Source organism: Brachybacterium sp. YJGR34, assembly GCF_003347015.1.
Classification (GTDB): Bacteria; Actinomycetota; Actinomycetes; order Actinomycetales; family Dermabacteraceae; genus Brachybacterium.
Window position 1 is genome coordinate 21338 of record NZ_PNFB01000033.1, and the last position, 6159, is coordinate 27496.

4 protein-coding genes are annotated in these 6159 nt (G+C 67.3%); 1 reads left to right on the top strand and 3 read right to left on the bottom strand.

The features are described from left to right. Window positions 1-11: 11 nt before the first annotated feature. Genes CXH06_RS17845 through CXH06_RS17855 form a run of 3 tightly spaced genes read right to left on the bottom strand, consistent with a single transcriptional unit; the run spans window position 12 to window position 3071 of the window. Window positions 12-842: a carbohydrate ABC transporter permease gene (locus tag CXH06_RS17845; RefSeq protein WP_114856552.1), complete on the bottom strand. Its 831-nt coding sequence runs from the start codon at window positions 840-842 to the stop codon at window positions 12-14. Continuing rightward, on the bottom strand, window positions 839-1771 hold the full coding sequence (locus CXH06_RS17850; RefSeq protein ID WP_114856553.1) for a carbohydrate ABC transporter permease: 933 nt from the start codon (window positions 1769-1771) through the stop codon (window positions 839-841). The genes CXH06_RS17845 and CXH06_RS17850 overlap by 4 nt, the downstream gene beginning before the upstream one ends. A gap of 4 nt (window positions 1772-1775) precedes the next feature. Beyond that, the gene (locus CXH06_RS17855) at window positions 1776-3071 is read right to left on the bottom strand and encodes an ABC transporter substrate-binding protein (protein ID WP_114856554.1); all 1296 of its coding nucleotides are present in this window, start codon (window positions 3069-3071) and stop codon (window positions 1776-1778) included. A gap of 593 nt (window positions 3072-3664) precedes the next feature. On the opposite strand from CXH06_RS17855, the gene CXH06_RS17860 reads away from it, so the two are divergent. After that, the gene (locus CXH06_RS17860) at window positions 3665-5935 is read left to right on the top strand and encodes a family 78 glycoside hydrolase catalytic domain (protein WP_114856555.1); all 2271 of its coding nucleotides are present in this window, start codon (window positions 3665-3667) and stop codon (window positions 5933-5935) included. Window positions 5936-6159 lie beyond the last annotated feature (224 nt).

The following is a 6159-nucleotide window of genomic DNA, read 5'->3' on the forward strand; positions in this document are numbered from 1 at the left end:
GGAGCCGCCCCTCACCCCTTCACCGCCCCGGAGGTCATCCCCGCCACGATCTGCCGGTTGAAGAACAGGAAGACGATGAGCGGCGGGATGGTGATCAGCAGGATGTTCATGAACAGGAGGTTCCACTGCGTGGAGAACTGGCTCATGAAGTTGTAGAGCGTCAGCTGCACGGTCGCGTTCTCCTCCCCCGGCAGGAAGTACAGGGGGTGCACGAAGTCGTTGAACACGGCGACCGACTGCACCACGATCACCGTGACCACCGTGGGCTTGAGAAGCGGCAGGATCACCTGGAAGAACAGGCGCAGCGGGCCGCAGCCATCGATGATCGCCGCCTCGTCGAGCTCGCGGGGGACCGTCGACATGAAAGCGCGGAACAGGAGCACGCAGAACGAGATGCCGAAGGTGATCTCGACGAGGATGAGTCCCGGCAGCGTCTTGAACAGCCCGATCGACTGCAGCACCCAGATCGTGGGCACCACGGCCGGGGGGACGATCAATCCCATGAGCACCGCGGCATTGACCAGGCCGTTGATCCTGCTGCGGCGACGCTGGAGGACGAACCCGACCATCGCCGCGACGATCACCATCCCGGTCACGCTCGCGACCGTCAGCACGGTGCTGTTGAAAAGGGCAGTGACGAGCATGTAGTCACGTGCGGCGAAGACTTCCTGCAGGTTCTCCACGAGATGGAAGGAGGTGGGCATCGTGAGGTCGAGCGCCGCAGCCTCCTCGCGGCTCTTCACGGCGTTGTTGACCACCAGGTAGAACGGGACGACGAAGACGACGATGAATACCAGCAGGGTGAGGGCCGTGGCGATATTGATGCGGACCTTCGATCTCATTGCTCGACCTCTGCCTTCCGCATGAAGTGGTTCAGAGGCAGCACGATCACCATGACCACCGCGAACAGCACGACATTCCCCGCCGTCGAGAGGCCGTAGAAGCCCGCCTGATACTGCTTGTAGATCACCGAGGCGATGACGTCCGAGGCAAAACCGGGCCCGCCCCCGGTCATCGCCCAGATCAGGTCGAAGCTCCGCAGGCCTCCGATGAGGGACAGCGTGATCACCGTGAAGGTGGCGGGCCGCACCAGGGGCAGCGTGATGTGACGGAAGGTGGACCAGCTGCCCGAGCCGTCCACCTTTGCCGCCTCGTAGTACTCCTGCGGAACAGCCACGATGCCGGCCATGTAGATGACCGTCGCGAGGCCGACCCCCTTCCAGATGTCGACGAGCGCGACGGAGAACAGGGCCAGCTGTGGGTTCGCGAGCCACTTGGGCCCCTCGATGCCGACGATCGCCAGGGTCGAGTTGATGAGGCCATCGGTGGGATGCATCATCGTCGTGAACATGACGCCCACGCCGATGGTGGACACCAGCACGGGGAAGAAGACCATGGAGCGCAGCAGCCCCTGCGCCCGGATCTGCGAGGTCAACAGCAGTCCGAGCGCCATGCCCAAGACTACTTTCGCCCCGCTGGTGAGGAAGGCGTAGATGAGGGTGTTCCACAAGGAGCCGATGAGCTGCGGCTCGGAGAGGAACTGCCGGAAGTTCTCGAGGCCGATGAACTCCCAGTCGAAGAGTGACCAGCGGGTGAGGCTGAAGAAGAAGGACGCGAACGTCGGGACGGCGAAGAACACCAGGAACAGCAGGCCGGCCGGCAGGTAGTACCAGAGCGGGTAGGCCTTCGCCAGGTAACTGCTCCTCCTCCCGGCCCTGCCCTGTCGCGAGCGCACCTCCCCCGCGGGCCTCTCGAGTGCAGCGGTGCTCATCGGCTCACCAGCCTTCGAGACCCAGCTGCTGGGCCTGCTTCTCGACGTCCTGGTCGTAACGTTCGGCCGCGGTCCTCGCATCGATCGATCCGGTGCCCAGCTCGATGAGGATGTTCTCGAGGTTCGGGCCCTTCACCGGCGAGGAGAACTCGAGCGCCGGGGTCGTCGCCCCATCGGTGTCGAAGTATGTCTGCAGGTCCGCGATCGCGGTGGGGACGTCCTCGGGCAGCTCGACATCGGTGAGCATGTACGGACCCGTCGGCTGAGCACCTTCGGCCATCGCCGCGAGACCCTCCGCGGAGACGGCGAACTCGATGAACGCCGTGGCGGCATCCTGGTTCTCGGCGGTGCTCGGGATGTAGATGCCGTTGGGGAGCCACACCGTGAGGCCGTTGGTCTCCGGATCGTCGCCGGGGAGGGCGAAGAAGCCGACGTCCTCCACCTTGTCCGCATGGGTGGCCTTGATCTCCGCCATCCCGCTGGAGAAGAACGGATAGTGCGCCCCCTCCCCGCCGGCGAGGTAGGCGAGGGCCTGTTCCAGGGTCGTGGAGACGTAGTCCTCGTTGACAAGACCGCCCTGGGTGACCTGCTCGACGTGCTCGAAGGCCTTGAAGGCCGTCGGATCGTCCGCGAAGCCCACCTCGTTCGCGGTGTACTGCTCCGCGAAGTCCGGGTTCACGGCCGCGACGTTGTGGAAGTCGGCGAGAACCAGGAACTGCGACGTGTAGGTGTCCCCGTAGCTCTGGATGATGCCGTGCTTGCCGGCAGACTTCGCGGCCTCTGCATTCGCTATGAAGTCATCCCAGGTCAGAGGGACCTCGAGACCGAGCTCCTCGTAGGTCGGCTTGTGATACCAGATCCCTCCGGAGTTCGAGCCGCCGTGCGGAGCACCGTAGATCGCCCCCTCGACCGACACCGAGGGCGGGTAGACCTCTGCGACGCGGGAGACCCACGGCTGGTCGGAGAGATCGAGCAGGTTCTGCGCAGGACGGATCGCCTGGAACAGGGATCCGGAGTTGTAGGAGAAGACGTCCGGCATGTCCTGAGTGCTGAGCCGCGTCTTGATGAGGTTGTCGCCTTCGGTTCCGCCCGGGCGGGTCTCCATCGTGAACACGTAGTCGGCCTGCGAGTCGTTGAAGGCCTCGATGAGGAGCTCTGTGGCGACGACGTTGTTGGGGTCGTTGTCCACCAGGAAGGTGACCTCGCCTCCGCTGCCGCCGCCGCTTCCGCAGCCGGTGATGGCCACGACGGACGCGCCTGCGCCGGCGCCCGCCAGAAAAGTGCGTCGTGAGAAGAGCATGGGGGTTACACCTACCTCGTTGTATGTAACACAGCCCTGCCACCATCGGCAGAGTCCCCGAGCGGTTGAAACGCTCCAAGGTGTGGCCAGAGTATGGCGGGCGGAATGTGCTGTCAACGCTCCGCGACCGCCTCGTGCTCCGTCGATGAAAACCGGCGAAGAATTCCCGTGCGAGCGCAAGCGCTTTCCCTCGACGCGCCCTCAGACGGCACGACCGAACGCCGGCGCGTGACGGCCAGCGCCGCCGTGACCAGCACTTTTCTTCCGAGAGCTCCGAGATCACCCCATGAGGCGCTCTCCCTCACGCCGCACACCGGAGTCATGGGCGCCCGTCCACGATTTTCCTCCGAGAATGCCTTGTCGACCCGTGACCTGGATGCTACTTTGTTTGAGTCGTTTCATCAGTGGGGTGCGCGGTGCCGACCCGAAGGCGGTCTCGACTCACCGTCCCGGGCTTGTCGCATCGACGGCGCACGCGACGACAGGTCGAGGCGGAAGACCACCGCAGCTCGCCTCGCCGCCCCTGCAGGATCCGGCACCCTGCACCATCCATATCTCGCAGCAGCGAATCCCCCTCCCTCGAAGGTGGAACCATGACAACGTCGTCCCTCACGTCCCTCACCGTCCTCGACGCCGCCCGCGCGATTGCCGCACCCGGCACCGACGGGCGCGCCCCCGTGCTCGCCACGACCGTCGCCCTCGACCAGAGCGCCGAGCGGGTCGCCCGCGCAGAGCTGCTGGCCACCGCGCACGGCATCTACGAGGCCTCGCTCGACGGCACGCCGGTCGACGAGTCCGTGATGAACCCCGGCTGGACCGTCTACGAGTCCCGACTGCAGGTCCAGCGCGTGGATGTCACCGAGCTCGCCCGTGCCGCCGGCGAGCAGCTCACTCTCAGCGTGCTGTTGGGCCGCGGCTGGTGGAACGGCGACTTCGGCTTCGGCGACCCCGCGAACTACGGTGATGACAACGCACTGCTGGCCGCGCTCGTGATCACCTACGAGGACGGTGCCACCCAGCATGTCCTCACCGATGAGTCCTGGACGGCCACCGACTCCACGATCACCTTCGCCACGATGTACGACGGCCAGCACGAGGACCGTCGGCTCGCCGCAGGCGATCCCCGTCCGGTGCGTGCGGCCGAGATCGACCGCTCGACCCTCATCGAGCAGGCCTCTCCGCTGATCATTCGGCACGAGGCGCGGCGCCCCGAGCGGATCTGGACCTCGCCCTCCGGGAAGACCCTGGTGGACTTCGGGCAGAATCTCGTGGGCTGGCTGCGTTTCACGGTCACCGGGCCCGCGGGCACCGAGATCGTCCTGCGCCATGCTGAGGTGCTCGAGAACGAGGAGCTCGGCACCCGCCCGCTGCGCGCCGCGAAGGCCACCGACCGTCTGATCCTCGCCGGCGACGACGACGGGGAGACCTTCGAGCCCACCTTCACCTTCCACGGCTTCCGCTACGCCGAGATCACCGGCTGGCCCGGCGAGCTGACCGCAGAGGACATCGAAGCCGTGATCGTGCACTCCGACATCCGCCGCACCGGATGGTTCGAGTCCTCCCACCCAGGCGTGAACCAGCTGATCAACAACTCGATCTGGTCCCAGCGCGGCAACTTCCTCGCCGTGCCCACCGACTGCCCCCAGCGGGACGAGCGCCTGGGCTGGACCGGGGACATCGCGGCCTACGCCGCCACCGCCGCCTACCAGTTCGATGTGGGCGACTTCCTCCACAACTGGCTGCTCGACGTCCACGCCGAGGCGAGCCTGGGAGAGCTGCGCTTCGTGCCCTTCGTGGTGCCAGACAACCTCAAGCTCCCCAAGGGGGGCGACTACCCCTTCTCCGACGATGGGCCGCAGGAGATCCCCACGGCCATCTGGGGAGATGCCGCGGTGTGGGTGGCCGAAGCACTGTGGAACGCCTACGGCGACCTCGATCGCCTGCGTGCCCAGTACCCCGGGATGGTGCTGCACCTGGAGTCCGTCGAGCGGGCGCTGTCCCCGAGCGGGCTGTGGGACCAGGGCTTCCAGTTCGGGGACTGGCTGGACCCTGATGCTCCGCCGGAGGCCGCCGCCGATGCGAAGGCCGACAAGGGCGTGGTCGCCACCGCGTGCCTGGTCCGCTCGGCCCGCTTCGCGGCGACGACGGCGCGGCTGCTCGGCGAGGAGGAGGACGCCCGGCGCTGGCAGGACCTCGCCGACCGGACGCTCGCCGCCTTCACCGCGGAGTATGTGCAGGCCGACGGGCGCATCGTCTCCGACTGCGCGACCGTCTACGCCCTCGCGATCTGCTTCGACCTGCTCGACGAGGGCACCCGCGCCCGCGCCGGCGAGCGCCTGGCGCAGGTGGTCGCCGAGGCCGGCTACCGGGTCTCCACCGGCTTCGCCGGCACGCCCTTCGTGACCTGGGCCCTCTCCGAGACCGGTCATATCGAGGCCGCCTACCACCTGCTGCTCGAGGAGGAGAACCCCTCCTGGCTGTACCCCGTCTCCATGGGCGCGACGACCATCTGGGAGCGCTGGGACTCGATGCTCCCGGACGGCTCCATCAACCCCGGCGAGATGACCAGCTTCAACCACTACGCCCTCGGCGCCGTCGCCGACTGGATCTACCAGGTGATCCTCGGGATCCGCCCGGCAGAGCCCGGCTACCGACGGATCCTCATCCAGCCCACCCCCGGCCCCGGCATCGACTGGGCCCGCGGCGCCTACGACGCGGTCGCCGGACGCATCGAGGTGTCCTGGGAAGCTCCGGCCGACGGCCCCTTCTCCCTCGAGGTCACGGTGCCTGACGGGATCGAGGCCGACATCGTCCTCCCCGACGGCGCACGCCACGTCGTCACCGGCGGGCAGCACCGCTTCTGAGCTCGCCGTCGGCCGCGACGGCCCCGCCGGCGCAGCCCGCCGGCTCCGTCCGCGCTGCACTTCGGCTCCGCGGGCGCAGGAAAGGTGCAGTTTCGAACCGGAATCGGGTCTGATTCGGTACGAAACTGCACCTTTCTCGTTCGACGGGTTCGGCGGAAGGGGCCGGACGGGCGGACGTCGTCGGGCGACCCGCCGGGCGGCACGCGGCGGGCGGCCACGCCCCG

Bases quoted from the DNA above. Each gene is read 5' to 3' on its own strand.
- CXH06_RS17845 (WP_114856552.1), bottom strand. From the start codon at position 842: ATGAGATCGAAGGTCCGCATCAATATCGCCACGGCCCTCACCCTGCTG.
- CXH06_RS17850 (WP_114856553.1), bottom strand. From the start codon at position 1,771: ATGAGCACCGCTGCACTCGAGAGGCCCGCGGGGGAGGTGCGCTCGCGA.
- CXH06_RS17855 (WP_114856554.1), bottom strand. From the start codon at position 3,071: ATGCTCTTCTCACGACGCACTTTTCTGGCGGGCGCCGGCGCAGGCGCG.
- CXH06_RS17860 (WP_114856555.1), top strand. From the start codon at position 3,665: ATGACAACGTCGTCCCTCACGTCCCTCACCGTCCTCGACGCCGCCCGC.